Origin of the sequence: Saccharopolyspora sp. NPDC049426, assembly GCF_040676935.1 — a bacterium.
Lineage (GTDB): Bacteria > Actinomycetota > Actinomycetes > Mycobacteriales > Pseudonocardiaceae > Saccharopolyspora.
On the sequence record NZ_JBFAPZ010000006.1, the window covers coordinates 149,705 to 172,742 of the forward strand.

At 70.5% G+C, this 23,038-nt stretch carries 18 protein-coding genes; 11 read left to right on the top strand and 7 right to left on the bottom strand.

What is annotated here, in order from left to right; genetic code table 11:
* The first annotated feature begins 158 nt into the window (after nt 1-158).
* Nucleotides 159-752, top strand: a complete 594-nt coding sequence (locus AB0J78_RS14810) for a DUF4245 domain-containing protein (RefSeq protein WP_363789459.1) — start codon at nt 159-161, stop codon at nt 750-752.
* An 85-nt stretch (nt 753-837) separates the two neighbouring features.
* On the opposite strand, the gene AB0J78_RS14815 is transcribed toward AB0J78_RS14810, so the two are convergent.
* From AB0J78_RS14815 to AB0J78_RS14830, 4 genes are all read right to left on the bottom strand, one after another.
* Nucleotides 838-1,092 carry an exodeoxyribonuclease VII small subunit gene (locus AB0J78_RS14815; RefSeq protein ID WP_210971012.1) on the bottom strand — a complete coding sequence of 85 codons (255 nt, stop codon included), beginning with the start codon at nt 1,090-1,092 and terminating at the stop codon, nt 838-840.
* Nucleotides 1,089-1,484 (bottom strand): hypothetical protein, encoded by a 396-nt coding sequence (locus AB0J78_RS14820; protein WP_363789460.1) that lies wholly within the window; start codon nt 1,482-1,484, stop codon nt 1,089-1,091. The genes AB0J78_RS14815 and AB0J78_RS14820 overlap by 4 nt, the downstream gene beginning before the upstream one ends.
* A 14-nt stretch (nt 1,485-1,498) precedes the next feature.
* Nucleotides 1,499-2,722, bottom strand: a complete 1,224-nt coding sequence (gene xseA, locus AB0J78_RS14825) for an exodeoxyribonuclease VII large subunit (protein ID WP_363789745.1) — start codon at nt 2,720-2,722, stop codon at nt 1,499-1,501.
* Between the two features lie 204 nt (nt 2,723-2,926).
* Nucleotides 2,927-3,385, bottom strand: coding sequence for a lipid droplet-associated protein (locus AB0J78_RS14830; protein WP_363789461.1), 459 nt, complete (start codon nt 3,383-3,385; stop codon nt 2,927-2,929).
* 162 nt (nt 3,386-3,547) lie between these two features.
* Here AB0J78_RS14830 and AB0J78_RS14835 point away from each other — a divergent pair, with 162 nt between their 5' ends.
* On the top strand, nt 3,548-4,576 hold the full coding sequence (locus tag AB0J78_RS14835) for a 4-hydroxy-3-methylbut-2-enyl diphosphate reductase (protein ID WP_363789462.1): 1,029 nt from the start codon (nt 3,548-3,550) through the stop codon (nt 4,574-4,576).
* Between the two features lie 64 nt (nt 4,577-4,640).
* On the opposite strand, the gene AB0J78_RS14840 is transcribed toward AB0J78_RS14835, so the two are convergent.
* The gene (locus AB0J78_RS14840; RefSeq protein WP_363789463.1) at nt 4,641-5,498 is read right to left on the bottom strand and encodes a DUF6542 domain-containing protein; all 858 of its coding nucleotides are present in this window, start codon (nt 5,496-5,498) and stop codon (nt 4,641-4,643) included.
* 241 nt (nt 5,499-5,739) lie between these two features.
* Between AB0J78_RS14840 and AB0J78_RS14845 the strand changes: the two genes are divergently transcribed.
* The 4 genes from AB0J78_RS14845 (at nt 5,740) to AB0J78_RS14860 (ending at nt 12,173) form a co-directional block, all read left to right on the top strand.
* Complete coding sequence (locus AB0J78_RS14845; RefSeq protein WP_363789746.1) at nt 5,740-7,326, top strand: sugar ABC transporter ATP-binding protein; 1,587 nt, start codon at nt 5,740-5,742, stop codon at nt 7,324-7,326.
* 23 nt (nt 7,327-7,349) lie between these two features.
* Nucleotides 7,350-8,363 carry an ABC transporter permease gene (locus tag AB0J78_RS14850; protein ID WP_363789747.1) on the top strand — a complete coding sequence of 338 codons (1,014 nt, stop codon included), beginning with the start codon at nt 7,350-7,352 and terminating at the stop codon, nt 8,361-8,363.
* A gap of 24 nt (nt 8,364-8,387) precedes the next feature.
* Nucleotides 8,388-9,395, top strand: coding sequence for a substrate-binding domain-containing protein (locus tag AB0J78_RS14855; RefSeq protein ID WP_363789464.1), 1,008 nt, complete (start codon nt 8,388-8,390; stop codon nt 9,393-9,395).
* Between the two features lie 441 nt (nt 9,396-9,836).
* Nucleotides 9,837-12,173, top strand: coding sequence for a glycoside hydrolase family 172 protein (locus AB0J78_RS14860; protein WP_363789465.1), 2,337 nt, complete (start codon nt 9,837-9,839; stop codon nt 12,171-12,173).
* A gap of 73 nt (nt 12,174-12,246) precedes the next feature.
* Here the strand turns inward: AB0J78_RS14860 and AB0J78_RS14865 are convergent, their stop codons facing one another.
* Nucleotides 12,247-13,239 carry a LacI family DNA-binding transcriptional regulator gene (locus AB0J78_RS14865; protein ID WP_363789466.1) on the bottom strand — a complete coding sequence of 331 codons (993 nt, stop codon included), beginning with the start codon at nt 13,237-13,239 and terminating at the stop codon, nt 12,247-12,249.
* 194 nt (nt 13,240-13,433) lie between these two features.
* On the opposite strand from AB0J78_RS14865, the gene AB0J78_RS14870 reads away from it, so the two are divergent.
* The 3 genes from AB0J78_RS14870 to AB0J78_RS14880 all read left to right on the top strand — a co-directional run bounded on the left by AB0J78_RS14870 (nt 13,434) and on the right by AB0J78_RS14880 (nt 17,554).
* Nucleotides 13,434-14,858, top strand: a complete 1,425-nt coding sequence (locus AB0J78_RS14870; protein ID WP_363789467.1) for an L-fucose/L-arabinose isomerase family protein — start codon at nt 13,434-13,436, stop codon at nt 14,856-14,858.
* Nucleotides 14,855-16,387, top strand: coding sequence for an FGGY-family carbohydrate kinase (locus AB0J78_RS14875; protein ID WP_363789468.1), 1,533 nt, complete (start codon nt 14,855-14,857; stop codon nt 16,385-16,387). Before AB0J78_RS14870 ends, AB0J78_RS14875 begins: the two co-directional genes overlap by 4 nt.
* A 333-nt stretch (nt 16,388-16,720) precedes the next feature.
* Nucleotides 16,721-17,554 (top strand): alpha/beta hydrolase, encoded by an 834-nt coding sequence (locus tag AB0J78_RS14880; protein WP_363789469.1) that lies wholly within the window; start codon nt 16,721-16,723, stop codon nt 17,552-17,554.
* Nucleotides 17,555-17,625: 71 nt separating this feature from the next.
* Here the strand turns inward: AB0J78_RS14880 and AB0J78_RS14885 are convergent, their stop codons facing one another.
* Nucleotides 17,626-18,561 (bottom strand): DNA recombination protein RmuC, encoded by a 936-nt coding sequence (locus AB0J78_RS14885; protein ID WP_363789470.1) that lies wholly within the window; start codon nt 18,559-18,561, stop codon nt 17,626-17,628.
* A 262-nt stretch (nt 18,562-18,823) separates the two neighbouring features.
* On the opposite strand from AB0J78_RS14885, the gene AB0J78_RS14890 reads away from it, so the two are divergent.
* Nucleotides 18,824-20,008, top strand: a complete 1,185-nt coding sequence (locus tag AB0J78_RS14890; RefSeq protein WP_363789471.1) for an exonuclease SbcCD subunit D — start codon at nt 18,824-18,826, stop codon at nt 20,006-20,008.
* Entirely contained in the window at nt 20,005-22,962 is a 2,958-nt protein-coding gene (locus AB0J78_RS14895) for an SMC family ATPase (protein WP_363789472.1), read from the top strand. The genes AB0J78_RS14890 and AB0J78_RS14895 overlap by 4 nt, the downstream gene beginning before the upstream one ends.
* Nucleotides 22,963-23,038: the final 76 nt, after the last annotated feature.

The following is a 23,038-nucleotide window of genomic DNA, read 5'->3' on the forward strand; positions in this document are numbered from 1 at the left end:
GGCATCGTCGGTACCGCCCGAGTCCGGCGGGAAAACGCCCCGCGCTCAGGCTTGTTGGCTGCGATCTTCCCAGATCATCGGGGTTCGGGGATCACTCGCGTGGGGCAGCCCACTCCCTCTGCCCCTGCCCGCTGAGCTGCGGTGCTGCCGGTGAGAGCATGGGTGCCGTGGCTGAACCCCGCAACCAGCAACCGGCTCCGTCCCGCCCGCCGCGGACGATGTCGGCGATGCTCTTCGCCATCCTGCCGTTGGTGCTGGTCTCGTTCGGCATCGCAGGCCTGTTCACGCAGTGCTCGTTCACTCCCACCGGCCCGACGGTCGACAACGGATCGGTGCCCACGGTGAACGTTCAGGCCGAGCTTCAAGACGCCGCCGCCGGAGTGGACTTCCCGGTGGTCGATCCGAAGCTGCCCGCAAGCTGGCGGGCCAACTCCAGCAGCAGCACCACGCTGCCCTCGCACACCGAGGTCGTCCGGGTCGGCTGGCTGACCGGCGACGCGCAGTACCTGCGCCTGGCCCAGTCCAACGCCACCGAGGAGGAGCTGGTCGCGGGCGAGACGCGGCGGGCACCGCAGGCGCTCGGCACCGTCGAGGCCGGTGGCCGCCAGTGGATCCGCTACCAGGGCGTTCGCGACGAGCAGGCGTGGGTGTCCGAGCGCGACGGAGTCCGCCTGCTGATCACCGGCAACGCCGGCGAAGCGGAGTTCCGCACCCTGGCCGAAGCGGCGCTGACGGCGCCGGGGATCAGCTGAAACGACTCCGCCCCTGCGAAGTCACGCGGCCGGGTGACTCATTTCGAATTTCGCGCGAAATTCGAAAAGGCCTGGTGAGGGTGCCTCAGGAGTCGTCTTCGACCGCGGCGAGGGCGCGTTCGACGCGTTCGCGGGCACCGGCGAGGTGGCGTTCGCAGACCGCCGCCAGCGCTTCGCCCTTCTCCCAGAGGGCCAGCGAGTCCTCCAGGGACAGCCCGCCGGCCTCCAGCTGCTTGACGACCTCGGCCAGCTGGTCGCGGGCGTCCTCGTAGCCGAGCTCGGCGACCTCCGGGTGCTCGGCGACCGGGTCGAAGTGCTCGTCCTGCTGGTTCTCGGTCACGGGGTGGGGCTCTCCACATTCGCTCGCACGGACACCACCGCGGTGGCGATCGCCTGGTCGTAGCCGACGAAGGCCTCGGCGAACTCCGCGCCGTCACCTTCGCGCACCGCGTCGTTGATGCGCAGCTGGGCCTCCGCGACCCTACGTCGGTGGGCCGACGCAGCCCACCAGGTGGGGCCCACGTACCCCGAGGTCGCGTCGATCAAGGCCCGCAGCCTGCCGGGCAGGTCCTTGCGCTCGGCCGAATCGCACCCGCCGAGGAGCGCAGCCCAGGTCCCCTCCGCCGTGACCTCGGCGGCCTCGGCGCAGCGCCGGACCTCGCCCGCCCGCTCCGCGCTGCGCGCCGCGCCCACGGTGAGGGGGAGGAACGAGGGCTCCTGCTTCGGGTGCACGTGGAATTCCTTGGTCAGTCCGGCACGACGGCGTGGACCGCGCCGTCGGCGACCCGCACCCGCAGCCGGGTGCCCGGAGGCGCGTCATCGACGGAGCGCAGCACCCCGTCGACCTCGTCGGTCTCCTCGATGCGCTGCACGATCGCGTATCCACGAGTCAGAGTGGCCGCAGGGCCCAGGGTCGTCAAGCGTGATCGAGTAGCGCTCAACGCGTGCCCCTCCGCGGTGAGCACCGTGCTCATCGCCCGCCGGGAGCGTTCGCGCAGCATCGCGACCTGCTCGGAGCGCTGCTGCAGCGGGCGGTGCGGGTCGGCCAGCGCGGGCCTGCTGCGCAGCTGGTCGAGCAGCCTGCGCTCCCGATCCACCCATCCGTGCAGCGCCCGCCGAGCCCGGTCGCGCAGCTGCCGGATGCGCTGGCCCTCCTCGGCCACGTCGGGCACCACGCGCTTGCCCGCACCCGTCGGTGTGGAACAGCGCACATCGGCGACGTGGTCGAGCAGCGGCGAGTCCGGTTCGTGCCCGATCGCGCTGACCACCGGGGTCTTGCAGGCCGACACCGCCCGGCACAGCGCCTCGTCGGAGAACGGCAGCAGGTCCTCGACGCTGCCGCCACCGCGCGCCAGCACGATCACGTCGACCTCGGGCATCCGGTCGAGCTCCTCCAGCGCGGGCAGGATCTGCGGCACCGCGCTGGTGCCCTGCACGGCGACGTTGCGGATCTCGAACTGCACGGCCGGCCAGCGCAGCTGCGCGTTGGTCAGCACGTCGTGCTCGGCGGCCGAGGCGCGGCCGGTGATCAGGCCGACCCGGTTGGGCAGGAACGGCAGCGGCCGCTTGCGGGCAGGGTCGAACAGGCCCTCGGCCTTGAGCAGCTGGCGGAGCCGTTCGATGCGGGCGAGCAGCTCGCCGATGCCCACGGCCCGGATCTCGTCGACCCGCAGGCTCAGCGTGCCGCGACCGACGAAGAAGGTCGGCTTGCCGTGCACCACGACCCGGCTGCCATCGGTCAGCGGCGGGTCCATCTTGCGCAGCAGCGACGACGAGCAGGTCAAGGTCAGCGACACGTCCGCGGAGGGATCGCGGAGCGTCAGGAACGCCGTCTGCGCGCCGGACCGCATCGAGATCTGGGTGATCTGCCCCTCGACCCAGATCTGTCCGAGCCGGTTGATCCAGTCGGCGATCTTGCGGGCCACCGTCCGCACCGGCCAAGGTTCCTCAGCACTAGTAGGCGAACTCAGCGTTCCTCCTCTTTCGGTGGTGGTTCCGGCTCATTCTGCTTGGCGGTGCGGGCGGGGGAACCTGAGCGGCTCCGTGGACTCCGCGCGCCACTCCTTGAGTATGTCGATACGCGGCGTCGCGGCGTGCTCGCCACGCAACCGCTCAGAACCCCCGGCGGTGCCGGCTGCTCAGGTGGTGAAGGAGAAAGCACCTTCGGTGCTTGTCTACTGATCTCTTAGGCGGGTGAGGCGGTTGCGCAGCATCCGGAGGTAGTCCGGGCGTTGCTGGTTGCGCTCCTCGTGGGCGAGCAGTTCGGCGAGGTCGTCTTCGGTGAACGAGCGCAGGCGACCGCGCAGCTGGGGGAGGCTCAGCGCGTCGTAGTCGGCGAGCAGCGAGTTCTCCTCGCCCTCGGGCTCGACGACCACCTCCGGTCCCGCGGCGATGTCCTCGTCGAACGTCGCCCACGACGGTTCTTCCTCCGGCGTGCGCAGGCCCGACAGCGCCTCGTCGCCCTTGATCGCGAGCTCGGTGATGTGCTGCTGCACCCGCATCGACGCCTGCAACGCCTGGCTGGCGACGGTCACGGGCATGCCGAGGAGGGTGGCCGGGAGCGCGCGGGCCTGCTCGACGGCGGTCGCCGCGAGACCGGCCGCCACCCGCACCGGGAAGGGGAACACTGACATGCGCCCAGCCTGCCGCAGAAGTGGCCGCCAGACCATCGGTTCAACGCCGGAATGTGACCGAGGACCGACGCCCGGCAGAACCGCGAGAGACCCCTCGATGGAGTGACAGTGAGCACCGACCGGAGGCAGAGCGGGCAGGCGCGGATCCGTACCCTTGATGGCATGACGACCACGCCTGAGGCCCGCGACCTCGAACCCGACCCCGTTGACGACGCCGGCCGGACCAAGCGGGTCCTGCTGGCCAAGCCCCGTGGTTACTGCGCAGGTGTCGACCGCGCAGTCATCACCGTCGAGAAGGCGTTGGAAACCTACGGCCCGCCCGTCTACGTCCGCAAGGAGATCGTGCACAACCGGCACGTCGTGGACACCCTGACCGAGCGCGGCGTGATCTTCGTGGAGGAGACCGACGAGGTGCCCGAGGGCGCGCTCGTGGTGTTCTCCGCGCACGGCGTGTCCCCGGCCGTCCACCAGGAGGCCGAGGAGCGCAAGCTCCGCACGATCGACGCCACCTGCCCGCTGGTGACGAAGGTGCACAAGGAGGTCAACCGCTTCGCGCGCGACGACTACGACATCCTGCTGATCGGCCACGAGGGCCACGAGGAGGTCGAGGGCACCGCCGGTGAGGCGCCCGATCGCGTGCAGCTGGTGGACAAGCCCGAGGACATCGACAAGGTGCAGGTCCGCGACCCGAGCAAGGTCGTCTGGCTGTCGCAGACCACCCTCAGCGTCGACGAGACGATGGAGCGGGTGGACCAGCTCACCGAGAAGTACCCGACCTTGCAGGCCCCGCCCAGCGACGACATCTGCTACGCCACCTCCAACCGCCAGCAGGCGGTCAAGGTGATGGCCCCGCAGTGCGACCTGGTGATCGTGGTGGGCTCGCAGAACTCCTCGAACTCCAAGCGGCTGGTCGAGGTCGCGCTGCAGGCCGGAGCGTCGGACTCGCACCTGATCGACTACGCGTCGCAGATCGACGACGCCTGGCTGGACGGGGTGACCACGGTCGGCGTCACCAGCGGTGCGTCCGTCCCGGACGTGCTGGTGCTGCAGGTCCTGGACCACCTCGCCGAGCGCGGCTGGGGCGACGTTGAAGAGGTCACGACCGCCAACGAGAAGGTCACCTTCGCGCTGCCCCGCGAGCTCCGCAAGGACCTCGACGAGAACAAGGACAACCCCCGGAGCGTCCGCTGAGCTGACCTCACGCGAAAAGCCGCCCGGCTCCGAGTTCCTGGAGCCGGGCGGCTTTTTCGCGTCTCTACGGGCCGGGACGCCGGGGGCGGCCCCCGGGTGGCGGTTCCGGCGGGCGCGGGCGTCCTGGGCCGCCCTGGCGGGGCGGACGGGGTCCTCCCGCGCGCGGGTCGTTGGGGCGAGGACGTCCGGGCACGTCGCCGCGGCGCGGGGCGTCGCCCTTCGGGCGTCCCTGGGTCTCGCGCGGCCCGGTGCCCCGGGGCTGCCGGGGCTCGGCACGGCGGTCGCCACCGCGGCCCTCGTCGCGGGGTTTGCGCTGGTCGCCGCGGGGTTTGCGGTCTCGATCCGAAGCCGGGCGCTTGCGCGGTGCCTCGTCCCGCGCGGACTTCTTGGGCGGCGGAACGGGTCTGGCCTTCTTCGTCTTGGCGTCGGGGTCGACGCCGAGGTCGAAGTCTTCGTCGGTCTCGACCTTCTGCGTGACGAACATCCGGAGCAGCCCGATGCCGAGCGCGACCGCGGTGGCCCCGGCCATGATCGGGAAGCTGGTGATCAGCGGGCGCGCGACCGACAGCGCCTTGCCCATGATGCCCGCGCCCGACGTGCTCCCGGCTCCGGCGATCAGCACCAGCACGGGCATCACGATGCCGAGAACGAGCGGTGGCTGCACCATCGGACCGAACACGCTTCGCCGCTGCACCAGCAGCACCGCAGCCAGACAACCGAGGAAGAAGCAGGTCTTGAAGATGAATCCGGGCTGTTTCCAGATCAGGGTGTCCAGCACGGTGCCGATCGCGGTCGGGACGGCAGCCAGCAGCACGGCGCCCCACAGCGGCACCCCGTTGGTGCTGAACGCGGAGCGCGCACCCCATTCGGGCGCGCCATTACCGGAAGTTGAAGCGCTCTGGCTCTCGCGGATCGCGGTCACAATCCCCAACGGTAACGGTCCAGTACCTCACCGCGAGAGCCCTCTCTGGGAACGGGCGCATTAGCCCACGTCGGGTGATGGTTTCGACACGACGCGGCGTGATCGTCACGTGATCTTCGTGCAGCCAAATGGATGCCGTATCCCTCGGTCGAGCTTGTGAGCCTTGACACAGGGAGTGCGGCCATCTTAGCGTCCGAGCAATCGTTTTCTCGCCTGCGTGAGTGACGAGACGGGGGTCGGAATGAACACGGCGCCACCGCTGGTCGAGCTGACCGGCATCACCAAGCGTTACGGCGGTGTGCTCGCCTGCGATGGGGTTGACCTCACGGTTCGCGGCGGCGAGGTGCACGCTCTGCTCGGCGAGAACGGGGCGGGCAAGAGCACCCTGATGAAGGTCCTCTCCGGTGACATCACCGACCACGCCGGTGGGATCACCATCGAGGGTCACCCGGTCCAGTTCGGAAAACCCGCGGACGCCCAACACGCCGGGGTCGCGATGATCCACCAGGAGCTCGACCTCGTCCCGGCCCTGAGCGTCGCCGAGAACCTCCACCTGGGGCGCGAACCGCGCACCCGGCTGGGCACCGTGGACCGGCGCGCGATGTCCGAGCGCACCCGGGAGTTGTTGCGGCGCACCGGAATCGACCTCGACCCGAACCGGCCGGTCGGCGAACTGCGGGTCGGCGAGCAGCAGCTGGTCACCATCGCCCGCGCGCTGTCGCTGGACGCCAAGGTGCTGATCATGGACGAGCCGACCTCGGCACTGTCCACAACGGAGGTCGGCCGGCTCTTCGGCGTCATCGGCGAGCTGCGCCGCACCGGCACAGGCATCGTCTACATCTCGCACCGGATGGACGAGATCGGTCAGGTCGCCGACCGCGCCACCGTGCTGCGCAACGGCCGCAAGGTCGCCGAGTTCGACGCGCAGGCGATGACCGCCGAGGAAGCCGCCGAAGCGATGGTCGGCCGCACGGTGCAGACCCGCTTCCGCTCGCAGACCGTCGACATCGGTGAAGAACTGCTCAGCGTCAAGGGCTTCGTCGTCCACCCCCGCCGCGCGCGGGTCGGCAGGAGGGAGCCCGACGGCATCGATCTGACCGTCCGCAGCGGCGAGATCGTCGGGCTGTGCGGACTGCTCGGAGCCGGGCGGACCGAACTGCTCGAATCGCTCTACGGCGCGGGCTCGTCCGGGACCTGGGAGGGTGAGGTCTCGCTCGACGGGAAGCCGGTGCGCCCGGCAGGGCCGAGGCAGGCGCTGCGCTCGGGGATCGCCTTCGTGCCGGAGGACCGGCGCAGCTCCGGGCTGGTGCTCGGGCACTCGGTCACCGCCAACACCGTGCTGTCGGTGCTGGACAGGCTGGGTGTCGCCGGAATGGTGCGCCGCAGGTCCGAACTCGACGCGACCCGGCGCAGCGTCGACCAGCTCAAGGTCAAGCTCGGCCAGATCTCCGACGCGGTCGGCACCCTCTCCGGCGGCAACCAGCAGAAGGTCGTCTTCGGGCGCATGCTGCTCACCGAGCCCCGACTGCTGCTGCTCGACGACCCGACGCGGGGCGTGGACATCGGCGCGAAGGCGGAGATCTACCAGTTGCTCTCGGACATCGCGGGTCGTGGCATCGGCGTGCTGCTGGCTTCCTCGGAACTCCCCGAGCTGGTGGGGGTCTGCCACCGGGTGGTCGTGCTGCGCGCCGGGCGCAGCGTCGCCGAGTTCGACACCGCTCATGCCGGGGAGGCCGACCTGCTGGCAGCCGCGATGGGCGATCGGAACGGGAATCCACCGGGGCCGGCGGTCGGCACCGGGCAGAGCACCGGGGGAGGTGCGAATTGAGCAATCAGACGGAGCAGCGGCCCGTGCCCGGAGACCTGCCCGCCCAGCGTTCCAAGCGGACCGACACCGTCGAGACCCTGTTCAAGTTCCAGAGTTTCTTCGGTCTGGTCGCGGTGTTCATCGCGGCGGTGATCTTCTCACCCCGCAACGACGGCCAGATCCTGTTCCTGAGCAGCGACAACCTGTTCAACATCGTGCGCGCGGTCTCCGAGATCGGGATCATCGCGATCGGGCTGACCTTCGTGATCCTCATCGGCGGCATCGACCTGTCGGTCGGGTCGGTGCTGGGGCTGGCGGCGGTCGGTTCCGCGGTGCTCATGGTCAACAGCGGCTACGGCGTGTGGGCCACGGTGCTCGTCGTGCTGTTGGCCGGAATCGTCTTCGGTTTCCTGCAGGGTGCCGCGGTGGCGCTGCTGGGGGTGCAGGCGTTCATCGTCACCCTGGCCGGATTGCAGATCGCGCGCGGCCTGGCGCGCATGTGGTCCGGCGGCGAGACCGTGCAGATCTCCTACGGCGACGGCCCGGGGCAGGCCCCGATGCTGTTCTCGCTGCTGGGGGAGCGGACCTTCGGTGGTGTGGTGCCGATCCCGGCGCTGATCTTCGCCGCGGTGGCCGTAATCGCGATCCTGTTCCTGCGCTCCAGCGCCTACTCCCGGCACCTGTACGCGATCGGCGGAAACGAGAAGGCGGCTCGGCTTTCGGGCGTGCCGGTGAACCGGGTCAAGATCGTCGCTTTCGTCATCGCGGGGTTCTGCGCCGCGCTGGCCGGCATCGTGCACGCCGGTCAGCTCAACGCGGGCAGCCCCAACGACGGAACCGCCTACGAGCTCGACGGAATCGCCGCGGTGGTCGTCGGCGGCACCAGCCTGGCCGGCGGCCGGGGTTCGGTGATCGGCACCATCGCCGGTGCTCTGCTGCTCGGCATCCTCAACAACATCCTGAGCCTGAACAGCGTCAACACCGATCTGCAACTGCTGATCAAGGGTCTGGTGATCGTCGCGGCGGCGGCGCTGCAGCGCCTGCGCCCCACGGCCTGAGGCAGATCTACCGAAGGGAGCACGATGCGCAAGACAACGAAGTCCTTGGTCGCAATCACGTGCGCCGCGGTCGCGTTCGCCGCCGCCGGTTGCGGGACGACCAGCGAGAACACCGGGCAGGTCCAGGCCCAGGACCCGACGAAGAACTGCCAGGGCGCCAACGGCAAGTACACGATCGGGATGAGCCAGGCGAACCTGGCCGAGCCCTACCGGGTGCGGATGGACGACGACATCCGCAAGGCCGCGGAGAAGGTCCCGCAGTTCGAGGAGGTGCAGTTCTCCGACGCCGCGAAGGACAACTCCAAGCAGGTCACCGACGTCGAGAACTTCATGACCAAGCAGGTCGACCTGCTGATGATCTCGCCGAACGAGGCGGCACCGCTGACCGACGTGGTGCGCAAGGCCTACAACCAGGGCATCCCGGTCGTGGTGCTGGACCGCAAGGTCGACGGCGAGGCGTACACGACCTACATCGGCGCGGACAACGTCGCCATCGGCAAGCAGGCGGGCGAGTTCTTCAAGACCACGCTGCTGCCGCAGGGGGGCAAGATCGTGCAGATCAAGGGCCTGTCCGGCTCGACCCCGGCCGCTGAGCGGGAAGAGGGCTTCAAGCAGGGCATCGCGGGCTCCAAGATCGAGGTCGTGGCTACCGCCGACGGCGAGTGGGAGCGCTCGGTCGGCCAGCAGAAGATGGACGCGCTGCTCAAGGCCAACCCGGACATCCAGGCCGTGTACTCGCAGAACGATCCGATGGCCGAGGGCGCCTGGCTGGCCGCGCAGGCCGCCAACCGCCCGGACCTGAAGTTCGTGGGCATCGACGGCCTGCCGATCCCCTCCGGCGGCATCAAGGCGGTGGAGGAGGGCCGGCTGCAGGCCACGAACCTCTACCCGACGGGTGGCGCGGAGGCGGTCGAGGCGGCCAAGAAGATCTTGGTCGACTGCCAGCAGGTGCCCAAGACCCAGACCCTGGGAACGGAACTGATCACGAAGGACAACGCGGCCGAGGTGTACGGCCGACTCAACCAGGGTTAGAGCCCGAAGCGGACGCGAAATTTTTCGGGTTTTAGGAGTAGGCGCGTAAAGGGTCGCGCCATGCGGGGCCGAAAACAGGCCGCAGCGCTCGTTTCGAGTGCTGCGGCCTTTTCGCGCCGCGGAATCCGGAGCACTGGTTCGATACACCGAATTCCACTGCCCGGCAACAGAAACACCTGGTTGGCGGCTGTCGTGAGTACGACACACCAGAGACCATCTTATTGAGTGAATTCGCGTATCGATGACTATTCCGTGCCTGTTGTTTGGTTGCCGTCCGGGAGGCCATTTCTTACGCTGCGCTAGATCGCGCTTTGAGATCTTGCCGGGTCCGAGTCGGTTGGAAACCACTGAGTTAGAGCGCATCACGATTCACCGGAACCGGAATCAGCGGCAGAACTGTCTGCGGTGGACAGCGCTGTCCGCATGGGGAGGGCGAGCACGATGACAGAACGCTCCGCACCGTCGCGAAGCGACGCCCGCCGGCGGGCCCGCCGGCTTGCCGCCTACCTGGGTGTCTTCTCGCTCGCCGCTGCCGCGGTGGTCGCCGACGCCGGGTTCGCGAGCGTCCGAGCCCACGCCCAGCAACCTGCTCCGCCGAGCAAGGGCCAGGTCGGCTGGGACTCCTACCGAGACCTCGACGGGATGCCGCGGCTGCGCGGCGCCGAGCAGTCCATGCAGTTCTCCAGCTACGACCGGTCCGGCGGCAACGACGACGGATTCGAGGGCACCTACTCCTGCTTGCGCGAATCGGCGCAGGGATGCGTGATCGCCGAGCACACCGGGCCGGGTGAGATCTCCGGCCTGTGGAGCACCCGCGAGCCGATGGGCGATGTGACGGCCACCGGCAACATCGTCGTCGAGCTCGACGGCCGCACGGTGCTCGACGCGCCGTTCGCCGACGTGGTCAGCGGCAAGATCGGAGCGCCGTTCGTGTGGCCGCTGGTGGGCAACGCCGACGACGCGGCAGGCGGTGTGGTCAGCAAGGTGCCGATGCCGTTCCGCGAATCGATGCGCGTGACCGTGCGCAACAACCCGCACTTCTACCACGTGAACTACCGGACCTTCCCCGACGCGGAAGGCGTGGAGACCTTCGATCCCTCGGACCCGGCCACCGACGTGCTGACGAAGATGCAGGGCTTCGGCGTGGCCGACCCGAAGAACGCCACCGCCGGAACGCCGGTGCGCAGCGACTTCGGCCTGGCACCCGGCGGTGCGCACACCGTCGCCGAGGTGAGCGGACCGGCGCGGATCAACCAGCTGCGGGTGCGCTTGCCGCAGGTGGTGGCGGCGCCTCAGGTCGTCGACGACGGCATGGCCTTCGGGCAGGGCGGCGGCAGCCGGTTCCGGATGCGCGTGGACCCGAACAACGAGGGCGTCCGCGTGATCCGGCGGTTCGACCCGCAGGTCGCCGACCAGGCCGCGAGCATGGCCGTCAACGGCGAGGTGGTGGGCGAGTGGCGCAGCGGTGCGGCCGCTCCCGGCCAGTGGGGCGTGCAGTCGATCGACGTGCCCTCGGACGTCACCGCCGGGGAGTCCTCGATCGAGGTCGACAACCGGTTCGTCTCGTCCTCGTTGGACGTCAACGAGTTCCGCTACGACGTGCAGAGCCTGGTCAACGGCGAGTGGGTGCGCACCGACGTGCTCGACCTCGGCCCCGGTCACCCGGGCGAGGAGAGCGCGCACGACTACCAGATCGACAACCCCGTCTTCGAGCGCTCGCAGCTGTTCGGGCGGTACACGACCCCGCCCGAGCAGGTCGCGGCCTCCGACGAGGTGCTGTCCTCCGCGCGTCTGCGCATCACCTTCGACGGCGAGACCACTGTGGACGCGCCGATCGGCGAGTTCTTCGGCACCGGACTCGGCGAGTACGACGTGCGCACCATGATGAGTTCGGTCGATCCCGGGCAGGACGGCTGGTACACGTCGTGGTGGCCGATGCCGTTCAACGAGAGCGCCAAGGTCGAGATCGTCAACGCCGGCGGGATCCCGATCGAGGGGGCCGCGGCCGAGGTCGTCACCGGGCCCGGCGGCGTCGACGAGGGCAGCGGCCACTTCCACGCCACGCACAAGCGCGGCGCCACGACTCCCGGGCAGGACTGGAACTTCCTCGATCCCGGTGGGGCGGGCACGTTCTACGGGGTCACCCACACCATGCGCGGCCAGATCCCGCTCAACGAGACCAAGGACAGCGTGCTGCCACACTCCACAAGGCAGACGGCGTCCAACCCGCGCAACTACCTGGAGGGCGACGAGCGGTTCTACGTGGACGGAGCCCAGGAACCCGCGTGGCACGGGACCGGGAGCGAGGACTTCTACGAGTCGGGCTGGTACTTCCGGTTCGGCACGACGTTCTCGATGCCGCAGGCGGGCAACCCCGGACACGAGGTGAACCAGGACGGCTGCCAGTTCGACTGCACCGGCGCCTACCGCTTGATGATGGGTGACGCGGTGTCCTTCCGGAACGGGCTGGTCGCGGGCATCGAGCACGGCCCGGCCAACGACGAACCGGGCGACTACAGCTCCACGGCCTACTGGTACGGGGCTCCGGCCGGGCGCAGCCTGCCGACGGGCCCGCCGCCACCGGAGGTCCCGCCGGCCCTCCCGCCGGAGCCACAGGCCCCGAGCCAGCCCCCGTCGCAGCCTGCTCCGACGGCCCCGCAGGACCCGGGCGAACCGACCTCCGCGGAACCAACGCCCACGGATTCGGCACCACGGGAGCCGGGTACGAGTGAGCCGTCGACCAGCGAGAACGACGGTCTCCTGTCGAGCTCGAACTGATCATCGGCGAGTTCGGTACCCGGCTCCCAGACCCGGGTACCGATCTCCGGTCGGTTCGGAGCAGAACCGCCGGTCAGCGGGAGGAGCTGCCGCGCACGACGAGGTGGGCGGACAGGGTCGTGGTGGAGGTTTCCTCGCGGTCACCCGAGATGCGGTCGAGCACGAGGCGGGCGGCCAGCGCGCCGATGTCGTAGGCGGGCTGGGCGACGACCGACAGCGGAGGGTCGAGCAGCGTGGTCCAGGGGGCGTCGTCGAAGGCGACGACTCCGACGTCGCGGCCCGGCTTGAGCTTCAGCGCCGCTAAGGCTTCCAGCACGCCGACGGCCATCGCGCTGTTGCCGACCAGCAGCGCGTCCGGCGGGTCGTTCTGCCTGAGCAGCGCGTGCGCGGCCTGCTGCGCGCCGTCGGCCTTGAAGCTCGACCGCCGCACCAGCGAGGTGGAGCCGGGCAGCTTCGCCGCGCGCAGCCCGTCGCGGTAGCCGGCCAGCCGGTCGTCGGCCGTGGGCACGCCGCTGGGGCCGGTCAGGCAGCCGATGCGGCCGTAGCCCTGCCCGGCCAGGTGCAGCGTCGCGTGCTTGGCCGCCAGCCGGTTGTCGACCAGCACCGTGTCGCTCGCGCGGTCCGGAAGCGGTCGGTCCACCGCCACCACCGGCGTGCTGTGCCTGGCCAGCAGCTCGGCCGTGCCCGTACTGCCGGTGGGCGAGAGCAGCACCCCGGCCACGCGCTCCTGCAGCGCGACGTCGACGTACTCGCGCTCCTTGTCCGGGGTGTCGTCGGAGTTGCACAGCACCAGCGAGTAACCGGCCTCGTGCGCGACGTCCTCGACGCCTCGCGCGATCGCGGTGAAGAACGGGTTCTCCACGTCGGAGATGATCAACGCGAGCACCGCGGTTTCCTGTTTCCGCAGGTTGCGGGCGGGTCCGTTGGGCCGGTACCCGAGCTCTTCGGCTGCGGCGAGCACCCTCCCGGCGAGCTCCGGATCGACCGTCTCCTTGCCGTTGAGCGCCCGGGAGACGGTGGCCGTGGACACTCCCGCGCGGGTCGCCACGTCGCTGATCGTCGCCACGACTTCCTCCCTCACCGCTGGGCGAGTGACGGTGCGCCACCCGCCTTGACAGCCCGTATTAGGCCAGAATAGCGTCCGAGAAAACGATTGCTCGCGCTGGTTCGCAAGGTCTTCCAGGTGATTCGGCCGAGCATCTGCGCACCGCCGGTTCAGCAGCAGTCAACGCCGTCTGTGAAGCGAACTTGGAGGAACTTGTGGCTCGCATCGGTGTCGTCAGCATCTCGGACGGGCGTGGTCACGTGCACGCCCGCAACGCCGAGTTCATCCAGTCCAAACAGGACGCTCTGGTGGCCTCGCTGCGCGCGGCCGGCCACGAGGTCGTCGTCGGCGGCGATCTGGTCGCCACCAACTCCCTGGCCGTCTCCGTCGCCCGCGAGGTCGCGGCGGCCGACGTGGACGTCACCGTCTTCTACTACGCGGTCTGGTCGTTCCCGCACTTCACGATGCTGGCCGCGGACGCCACCCGAAGCCCGCTGGTGCTGGTGGCCAGCACCGACCCCACCGAGCCCGGCCTGGTAGGGATGTTCGCCGCGGGTGGCGCGCTGGACCAGATCGGCCGCAAGCACACCCGCGCCTGGGGAGCCCCCGACGACGGCGACCTGGCCGCCAAGATCGGCGTGCACGCGCAGGCGTCGGCCGCGGTGAGCTCGCTGCACGGCTCCACCTTCGGCCGCTTCGGCGGGCGTCCGATGGGCATGAACACCGCCGTCGCCAACACCGACCAGTGGATGCGCAAGTTCGGCGTCGACGTCGAGGAGATCGACCAGTACGAGCTGGTGCTGCGCGCCGAGCAGGCCGACGGCGCCGAAGCGAAGAAGGCCCGCGAGTGGATCGAGCAGCACGCGGCCGGGGTGCACTACGACGGCGACAAGCTGACCCCCGAGCTGCTCGAACGCCAGATCCGCTCCTACCTGGCGATCCGGGACATCATCGACGAGCGCGCGCTGGACTTCTCCGGGATCAAGGCGCAGCCCGAGCTGACCGAGAACTTCGCGACGATGGACGTCACCGAGGCGTTCCTCAACGACCCCTACGATTGGAACGGCCCCAAGCAGCCGCACGTGTGCGCCACCGAGGCCGACATGGACGGCGCCCTGACGATGCAGCTGTTCAAGGCGATCTCCGGGACTCCGGTGCTGTTCGCCGACGTCCGGCACTACCACGCCGACCGCGACATCTGGGACCTGTGCAACTCTGGCCAGCACGCCACCTGGTACGCCGCGCGCAGCGACGACCCGGCCGAGAACCTGTCGAAGGTCAACTTCTACCCGGAGGTGTTCTTCTTCCCCGCGGGCGGCGCCTCGGTGCAGCACATCGCGGCCCCGGGAGAGATGACGCTCGGCCGTCTGACCAGGGAGAACGGCGAGTACCGACTCCAGCTGATGCTCGGCGAGTTCGAGAACTACGACGAGGCGACGAACAAGACCCTCGTCGACCAGTCCACACCGGAGTGGCCGCACGCGTTCGCGCGGCTGGACGCGCCGGGCGAGGTGTTCCTGTCGAAGTTCGGGGCGAACCACATCCACGCCGTGCCCGGTGATCACCGGGCCGCGCTGCGGGCCGTGGCCGAACAGCTGGACATCCGCCTGGACGAGTGGAGCCGGGGGTCGGGGTCGTGAGTGCTGAAGCCGGTGCGGACCGGCTTCAGCACTCACAGGCGGTCCTGCTCGGCATCGACATCGGCACCTCCAGCTCGAAGGGGGTGCTGGTCGACGCCACCGGCAAGATCGTCGCGCGTGCGAGCCGACCGCACCAGACCTCGCACCCGCACCCCGGTTGGGTGGAGCACGACGCGGAATCGGTGTGGTGGGCGGACTTCCTGGAGCTGACCAGGGAACTGCTGCCCGCCGCCGAGGGCTACGAGCTCGCCGGCCTGGGCGTCAGCGGCATCGGGCCGGTGCTGCTGCCCGCTGACGGCAGCGGAAAACCGCTGCGCCCGGCGATCCTCTACGGCGTCGACACCCGCGCCACCGACGAGATCGACGAGCTCACCGCCGAACTCGGCGCCGAGGAGATCCTGCGGCGCGGTGGTTCGGCGCTGTCCAGCCAGGCCGTGGGGCCGAAGATCCGGTGGCTGGCCGAGCACGAGCCGGAGGTCTACCGGCGCACCGAGATGCTGCTGATGTGCAGCTCGTACCTGGTGCACCGGCTGACCGGGCGGTACGTGCTCGACCACCACTCGGCCAGCCAGTGCGACCCGATCTACGACCTGCGCGCCCGGGACTGGTCCGCCGACTGGGCCGCCCGCGTCGCACCCGACCTGCCGCTGCCGGAACTGGCCTGGCCGACCGAGGTCGTCGGTCGCGTCGGGGCGGAGGCCGCGGCCGAAACCGGTCTGCCGGAGGGACTCCCGGTCACCGCGGGCACGGTGGACGCCTGGGCCGAGGCGACCAGCGTCGGCGTGCGCGCTCCGGGTGACGTGATGCTGATGTACGGGACCACGATGTTCTTCGTCGAGGTCCTCGACGAGGTCACGCCGCACCCGGCGCTGTGGGGCACCTGCGGAGCCTTCCCCGACACCTACACGCTGGCCGCCGGCATGGCGACCTCCGGTGCGGTCACCGACTGGCTGCGCGGGCTCGTCGACGGCGACTTCGCGCAGCTCGTCTCGGAGGCCGCGATGGTCCCGGCGGGCTCGCGAGGCCTGCTGCTGCTGCCGTACTTCGCCGGGGAGCGCACGCCGATCTTCGACCCGTCGGCGCGCGGCGTGCTCGCCGGGCTGACCTTGGAGCACGGTCGTGCCGAGCTGTACCGGGCGGCGTTGGAGGGGATCTCCTTCGGCGTCCGGCACAACCTGGAGGCGATGGGGCAGGCGGGTGGTTCCGCGCGGCGGCTGGTTGCGGTCGGCGGTGGCACGCAGGGCGGGTTGTGGACGCAGATCGTCTCCGACATCACCGGCAAGGAGCAGCAGATCCCCGCCGAGACCGTGGGGGCTGCCTACGGGAACGCCCTGCTGGCCGGTGTCGGTACCGGCACGGCGGTGGACCCGGACGCCTGGAACCCGATCGTGGACACCGTTCGGCCCAACCCGGACAACACCGAGCGCTACGAGAACTACTACCGCCACTACCGCGACCTGTACGACTCAACGACCCGAATCGCCCACTTCCTGGCCGCAGAACAACACGCAGCCGACCAACACCCCTGACCCGCACCGACCGTCCTCCAGATCCCCCACGAGTTCTCCGACCACCTCACCCTCGGTCCCAACAAGATCGACAAACCCGCACCCAACCGGTTCCTGCCCGGATTACCCCGGTAATCGGGGACCGGAATACCGCAGTAATCGGGGGTCTGATTACGGCGGTTTTCGGGGTTGGGGGTGCGGGGCGTGAGATCTTGTTAAGCTCACTCGTCTGGGTGATGCGGTGCGAGATCGTGGGAGGTCGCGGTGGCACGGCGTGTTCTCGCGGCCGGGTTGGCGCTGGTTGCGCTGGTGGTTGCCGGGTGTTCGCGGTCTGAAGCCGGTGTCTCGCCTGCCTTGCCGGTCCGTGACCTGGGTGCGCACCAGGTGTTCCGGCACCAGGTCTACGCCCAGCGCGACACCGGGGCGCTGCGCCTGGACCTGTACCTGCCGCCGCGCGCGGGGGTCGCGACACCGTTGGTCGTCTACGTGCACGGGGGCGGCTGGGACGCGGGCGTCCGCACCCTCGACGCCGATCCGTCCGCGCCGGAATCCTTAGCGGCGCAACGGCTTCTAAAGCGCGGCTACGCCGTGGCCACGGTGGACTACCGGCTGACCGGGGTCGCGAGGTCGCCCGCGCAGTTCGTCGACGTCGCCGATGCGGTGCGCTGGTTGCAGGAGAACTCCTCGCGGTGGGGGATCGACCGGAACCGGGTCGGCCTGTGGGGAGCCTCGGCCGGGGGACACCTGGTCGCGCAGCTCGGGGCGGTGGCCGGGGACCCGGCCAAGCCCGGCGGCGGCTTGACGGGAGTCCGGGCGGTGGTCGACTGGTTCGGCCCCAGCGATCTCAGCGCCGAGGCGCAGCACGAACATCCGCAGCTGCAGGACTACGCGCGCCGCGCGATCACCGGGTTGCTCGGCTGCATGCCGGTCGACTGCCCCGACGTCGCCGACGCGGCCAGCCCGGGGCGCAACATCTCCGGCGACGAACCTCCGTTCCTGATCCAGCAGGGAACCGCGGACTCGCTGGTGCCGCTGGACCAGAGCCTCGACTTCGCCGCGGCGCTGCGCAGCCGCGGCGTCACCGCCGAGATGCACCCCTACCAGGGCCTCGACCACGGCTTCGGCAAAGGTCCGCAGACCGCGCTCATCGTCGACACCCTCGACGCCTTCGTGCGCACGCACGTGTAGCCCACGGGCGGTTTTGGTCCGAACTGACCGGGCAAGAAGCAAAATCGCCCGCTTCCCGGAGGACGAGCGACTCAGTTCTGGGTGACGTCGGCCCCGTTGAGGGAGGCGTCGTCCTCCCGGCGGATCTCGGCGATGTCGCCCGACCCCGCGGTCTCGGCGAGCGGCTGCACCGAGTTCCGGAACGTCTCCAGGGCGTCGAGCTCCCGGCGCCGGGCCGAGACGAAGCGCTGCAGGTGGGTGCTGGAGAGGTTGACCGCGTCCACCGCGCTGGAGGCCGCGCGCTGCGAACGGACCGCCTGGCTGCGGACCTGCTCGATGTCCTCGGCGAGGGTGCGTTCGGTCGAGGCGAACATCGCCGCCGAGGCCAGCACCGCGAAACCCGTGGGGCCGCACAGGAAGACCCGCTTGCCGAGCAGCCACGACAGCAGCTGCGGGTCGGTGTCCAGCGCCGCGACGACGGCGGCGTCGGAGGGCACGAACATGATCGAGCCGTAGATCGCGTCAGCCCAGCGCTGGTACCCCTTGCTCGCCAGCTCGGTGGCCCGGGAGCGGATGTTGCGCACGTGCACCCGCAGGGCGTCGGCGCGCTCCTCGGCGTTGTCGGTCTCCATCGCCTCCGCCCACACCGCGAGGCTGGCCTTGGAGTCCACCGGCACCTGCCGGCCGCCGCCGACTTCGAGCACCATGTCCGGGCGTGCCGCGCCGCCGCCCGCCAGGTCGGTCTGCAGCGTGAAGTGGATGCCCTCCCGCAGTCCCAGCGACCGCGCGGTCTCCACCAGGACCTGTTCTCCCAGCTCACCGCGGCCGGTGATGGAGGCGAACGCGACCTCGTAGCGGCGCAGCGCCGCTTGCTGCGCGGTGCTGCGGGCCCGTTCGGCTTCGACCATCCGCATCGCCTCGTCGGCACGGCGCGCGCTGTCGCTGTAGAGCCGCCAGATCAGCAACAACGCCGCCGCGACCAGCAGGATCAGCACGACGACGAACCCGACCAGAACCCCAGTCCCCACACGACCTCCATCCGTGAGACGTTCCCCGCATCATCCAAGACGCCTCCGACAAGATCACCCGAGGCGCGCAGGCCATTCGAATTTCGCGCGAAATTCGAGTCCGAGCTTTGGCCTTCCAATTTCGCGCGAAATTCGAATGGCTCACCCTGGCGGGTGGGATCTGATCGCGTCTGGTGAACATCGGATCACGCTGTGGTGCGACACGCCGAAGTGGCCTGGGGGGTCGAGCGTCGTTGATCGCGGCGCCGCTAGCTTGGGTGCCATGCGGGTACTGCACACCTCGGACTGGCACGTGGGCCGGACTTTCCACGGCCGTGACCTGCTCGGAGATCAAGAAGCCGTGCTCGGCGGACTGGCCGAGCTGGTGACCGAGGAGCAGGTCGACGTCGTGGTGGTCGCCGGTGATCTCTACGACCGGGCGGTGCCCTCCGGCGAGGCGGTGCAGACCTGCGTGCGCGTGCTCTCGCGCCTGCGCGAGACCGGCGCGCAGCTGGTGATCACCTCCGGCAACCACGATTCCGCGCCCCGGGTCGGCGCGTTCGCCGAGTTCGCCGCCGCGGGCGGCCTGCACCTGCGCACCCGCATCGACCGGCTGCACGAGCCGGTGCTGATCGACGACGAGCACGGCCCGGTCGCCTTCTACGGCATCCCGTACCTCGAACCCGACCCCGCCAAGCACGCGCTGAAGGCCAGCGCCGACGCGCCCGGCGCGAGCGCCGAGATCGAAAGCCGCGGCCACACCGCGGTTCTCACCGAGGCGATGAACCGCATCCGCGCCGACCTCGGCGACCGTCCACAGGGGACTCGTTCGGTGGTGCTGGCGCACGCCTTCGTCACCGGTGGCGAGGGCAGCGAGTCCGAGCGCACCATCGCCGTCGGCGGCGTCGAGCAGGTGCCGGGCTCGGTGTTCGACGGCGTCGACTACGTCGCGCTCGGCCACCTGCACGGTCCGCAGACCCTCGCCGAGCACGTGCGCTACTCGGGCAGCCCGCTGGCCTACTCGTTCTCCGAGGCCAGGCACCACAAGTCGGTGTGGCTGGTCGACCTCGGCGCCGACGGGCTCACCGAGGTGCGACGCCGCGAGCTGCCGGTCCCGCGCCGATTGGCCACCATCGAAGGAGAGCTCGACGACCTGCTGGCCGACCCCGAGCACGCCGAGGTCGAGGACTGCTACGTCTCGGCGACGCTGACCGACGAGGTCCGCCCGCTGGAAGCCATGCGCCGCCTGCAGGAACGCTTCCCGCACGCGGTGCACCTGGAGTGGCGACCGGCGGCGGGCAAGGCCACCGCGCCGCTGCGCTACGCCGAGATCGTCCGGGGCCGCGACGACAACTCGCTGGCCGCCCGGTTCGTCGAGGACTGCCGGGGAGCCGAACCCAACTCTTCCGAGCGCGCGCTGCTCGACCAGGCGCTGCACGCGGTCACCAACGCCGAGGGGGCCGAATGAGGCTGCACAGCCTGGAAGTCACCGCCTTCGGCCCGTACCGCGACCACCAGGTCGTGGACTTCGACCAGCTCGGCGCCGACGGGCTGTTCCTGCTGCACGGCGACACCGGCGCGGGCAAGACCACGCTGCTCGACGCCATCGCCTTCGCCCTCTACGGCGCCGTTCCAGGTGCGCGCAACGACGCCAAGCGACTGCGCTGCGACACCGCCGCCGACGAGGTCAACACCAGCGTCGTGCTGGAGCTGACGATCCAGGGCCAGCGGTTGCGGCTGGAACGCAGCCCGGAGTACCAGCGCCCGAAGAAGCGCGGCGAGGGCTACACGACCCAGCAGGCGAAGGCGTCGCTGATCTGGATCGGCGGGACGCCGGACGCGCAGCCGCCGGAGGGCCTGACCCGCATCGACGAGGTCGGCCGCACGGTGCAGCGGCTGCTCGGCATGAGCGTCGAGCAGTTCTTCCAGGTCGTGATGCTGCCGCAGGGCGAGTTCGCGAAGTTCCTGCGCGCCGACACCGGTGAACGCGAGAAGCTGCTGGAGCGGCTGTTCGGCACCGAGCGGTTCGGCCAGGTCGAGAACTGGTTCACCGAGCGCCGCCGCGAGCGCCGTCGCGAGGTCGAAGCGCAGTCGCAGCAGGTCCGCGAGCTCAACGCCCGCATCTCGCAGGTGTCCGGCGCTCCGCAGACCTCCGAGGTGGGCGACGAGAACTGGCTGGAGGACATCGAGAAGCAGGCCCTGCGCGACCTGGAGAACACCGGCGCCGAGCACACCCGGCTCCGCCGCGAACGCGACCAGGCCGAAGCGGCGCTGACCGAGCGCCGCGAGCTCGCGGAGAAGGTCCGCCGCGTCCGCCAGGCCAACGCCACGCTCGCCGACATCGACGCCAAGCAGGCCGAGCACGACGCCTGGCGGGCCGAGCGCGCCGCCGCCACCCGCGCGGTCCCGGTGATCTCCTCGCGCCGTGCCGCCGATCGATCCGAGCAGGAGCGCGACCGCGCGCACGCCGAGGTCACCACCTGGGCCGACCGCTGCGAGGTCGACCCCGCGACGCCGCTCGACGAGCTGCGCACCCGCGCGGGCGCCGAGCGCGAGCGGGCCGGCGCCTTGGCGCAGCTGATTCCCGAAGCGCAGCAACAGGAATCCGACCAGCGCAAGCTCGCCGAACTCGCCGCCGCGATCACGGCGGACGAGAAGCGTGAGACCGAACTCGTCGCCCAGCGCGACGGTCTGCCCGACCGCATCACCGAGGCCCGCAAGCGCGTCGACGAGGCCAAGCACGCCGAAGTCCGTCTGGAAACCGTGCGCACCCGGGGCACCGAGGTCACCGCCCTGCTGACCACCGCGCGCGAGATCCCCGCTGCGCAGCGGGAACTCGAATCGGCGAAGACCCGCGCGCAGCAGGCCGTCGACGCCCACCAGCAGGCCCGCGACAGGTTGCAGGACCTGCGTTCCCGGCGCTTGGCGGGCATGGCCGCCGAACTCGCCACCCGGCTCGCCGACGGCGAACCGTGCCCGGTCTGCGGCTCGGCGGAACATCCCGACCCGAAGCTCCCGGTCGACGACCAGGTTCGCGCCGAGGACGAAGACGCCGCCCAGGCCGCAGAGCAGCGAGCGCAGACCGATCGGGAACGCGCCACGACCGCCGCCCAGCAGGCCGAGCAGCAGCTCGCCAACCTGGGCGAACGCCTCGGCGAGCACACCGAGTCCGAGCTGGCCGACGAGCTGGAGCAGCTGCGCGCCGAGCAGAACCGGCTGAGCGAGACCGCCGCCGACATCGCCCGGCGCGAGGCCGAGCTGACCAAGCTGGAATCGGCGACCGACGAGCTCGGCGAGCAGATCTCCGCGCTGCGAACCAAGATCGCCGCGTCGCGCAGCGAGAACAGCACGCTCACCAAGGCGATCCAGGAGCGCGAGGCCCGGTTGCGGGACGGGCGAGGCGATTTCGACAGCATCGCCGACCGCCGCGCGCACCTGCTCGACGTCGCCGACAGGCTGGAACGGCTCATCGCCGCCCGCACGGCCCGCGACGACGCCGAGCTGCGCCTAGCCGAAGCACGCACCGCGCTCGCCGAAGCCGCCACCGCAGCGGATTTCGCGAACGTCGACGAAGCCCTGGCCGCCGAGCGCGACGACCGGCGCCTCACCGAACTGGACGAGTCGCTGGCCGAGGTCGACCGCCGCGCAGCGGGCGCCCGGGACGCGCTCGCCAGCGCCGAGCTGTTCGGCGTGGACCCGGACACCGAGGTCGGCCTGGAGCGGGCGTCGGAAGCGGCGACCGTGGCCCGCGAAGCCGCCGAGCGCGCGGCGGCGCTGGCCCACCGCTCCGAGCAGCGGCACGCCGAGCTCGCCGATCTCGGCGGACGGCTCCGCTCGGCGTGGGCGCAGCTGGGGCCGGCGATGGCCGAGCACGCCGAGCTGGAGGCCCTGGCGGACGTGGTCAACGGGCGCGGCCAGAACGCGCGCAAGATGTCGCTGCGCGCCTACGTCCTGGCGGCCCGGCTGGAGGAGGTCGCGGTCGCGGCGACCCGTCGCCTGCAGCGGATGAGCGACGGCCGCTACTCGTTCGTGCACTCCGACGCGGCCGGTGCTCGCGGCACGCGCGGCGGTCTGGGCCTGGACGTCCTCGACGACTACTCGGGCAAGATCCGTCCGGCCAAGACCCTCTCCGGCGGCGAATCGTTCCTGGCCTCGCTGTCACTGGCGCTGGGCCTGGCCGACGTCGTCGCGGCCGAGACCGGTGGCGCGCTGCTGGACACGCTGTTCATCGACGAGGGCTTCGGCACGCTCGACGCGGACACGCTGGACCTGGTCATGGACACCCTCGACGAACTCCGCGCAGGTGGCAGGGTCGTCGGCCTCGTCTCCCACGTCGAGGAGATGCGCCAGCGCATCGCCGTTCGCCTCAGGGTCCGCAAGTCCCGCCACGGCTCAAGCCTGGAACTGTCGGCTAATGGTTAGGGCAGCGCTTGATCAGCGGTGCAGGTGGCGGAACCTCAGCGGCCCCCTGGAACCGGGCGCCACTCCTGATGTACGC

Bases quoted from the DNA above. Each gene is read 5' to 3' on its own strand.
- AB0J78_RS14810 (WP_363789459.1), top strand. From the start codon at position 159: ATGGGTGCCGTGGCTGAACCCCGCAACCAGCAACCGGCTCCGTCCCGC.
- AB0J78_RS14830 (WP_363789461.1), bottom strand. From the start codon at position 3,385: ATGTCAGTGTTCCCCTTCCCGGTGCGGGTGGCGGCCGGTCTCGCGGCG.
- AB0J78_RS14835 (WP_363789462.1), top strand. From the start codon at position 3,548: ATGACGACCACGCCTGAGGCCCGCGACCTCGAACCCGACCCCGTTGAC.
- AB0J78_RS14845 (WP_363789746.1), top strand. From the start codon at position 5,740: ATGAACACGGCGCCACCGCTGGTCGAGCTGACCGGCATCACCAAGCGT.
- AB0J78_RS14855 (WP_363789464.1), top strand. From the start codon at position 8,388: ATGCGCAAGACAACGAAGTCCTTGGTCGCAATCACGTGCGCCGCGGTC.
- AB0J78_RS14860 (WP_363789465.1), top strand. From the start codon at position 9,837: ATGACAGAACGCTCCGCACCGTCGCGAAGCGACGCCCGCCGGCGGGCC.
- AB0J78_RS14890 (WP_363789471.1), top strand. From the start codon at position 18,824: ATGCGGGTACTGCACACCTCGGACTGGCACGTGGGCCGGACTTTCCAC.
- AB0J78_RS14895 (WP_363789472.1), top strand. From the start codon at position 20,005: ATGAGGCTGCACAGCCTGGAAGTCACCGCCTTCGGCCCGTACCGCGAC.